Origin of the sequence: Kocuria subflava, assembly GCF_012163155.1 — a bacterium.
Taxonomy (GTDB): Bacteria; Actinomycetota; Actinomycetes; order Actinomycetales; family Micrococcaceae; genus Kocuria; species Kocuria subflava.
In genome coordinates, this window is sequence record NZ_JAAVUN010000158.1 from 1 (window position 1) to 618 (window position 618).

Below are 618 nucleotides of genomic sequence, written 5' to 3' on the forward strand. Positions count from 1 at the left end.
CGTACCCGTGCAGGACAACGACCTCGGAGGCTCCGGCGTCGCCGCCGATCCTCAGCTGGGCATCCAGACGAGTCTCCTCCGAGGCCGAGTGCGACACGTGCATGATGATGCGGCACGGGTGCTCGTGGGAGGCCACGACGGCGGCGTCCAGGGCGCGTTCCGAATGACCGGCCTCCGCCATGATGACCAGGGTCAACACACGACCGAGGGTGACTACACCACCTTCGTCACGAAGTCGGTGCAGCTGCTTGTCGATGTCGGAAGTGGTCGTGTTCTCAAGCGTCACGATCATGGCCGGCGCCACGTCCTTCCATCTCGTTGCATCAGGCGGTCCGCGGACTCGGGACCCCAGGAACCGGGGTCGTACCCTTCGGGTTGGATCTGGTTCTCGGCCCAGTACTCCTCGAAGGGGTCGAGGATCTTCCAGGACAGCTCGACCTCTTCGTGGTGGGGGAACAGCGGGGGTTCGCCCAGCAGGACGTCGAGGATCAGTCGCTCGTAGGCTTCAGGCGATGACTCGGTGAAGGCGTGCCCGTAGCCGAAGTCCATGGTCACGTCCCGGATTTCGGACTGGGTGCCCGGCACCTTGGACGCGAAGCGGATGGTCACGCCCTCGTC

Annotated in this window: 1 protein-coding gene and 1 pseudogene; both read right to left on the reverse strand. The window is 65.0% G+C overall.

Annotated elements, in window-relative coordinates:
• A partial coding sequence (locus tag GTW58_RS13520) for a glucose-6-phosphate dehydrogenase assembly protein OpcA (protein ID WP_209436589.1) occupies window positions 1-292 on the reverse strand: 292 nt, incomplete at its 3' end.
• A pseudogene (locus tag GTW58_RS13525) lies at window positions 289-618 on the reverse strand (glucose-6-phosphate dehydrogenase); the annotation flags it as partial. The gene GTW58_RS13520 and the pseudogene GTW58_RS13525, both read right to left, overlap by 4 nt.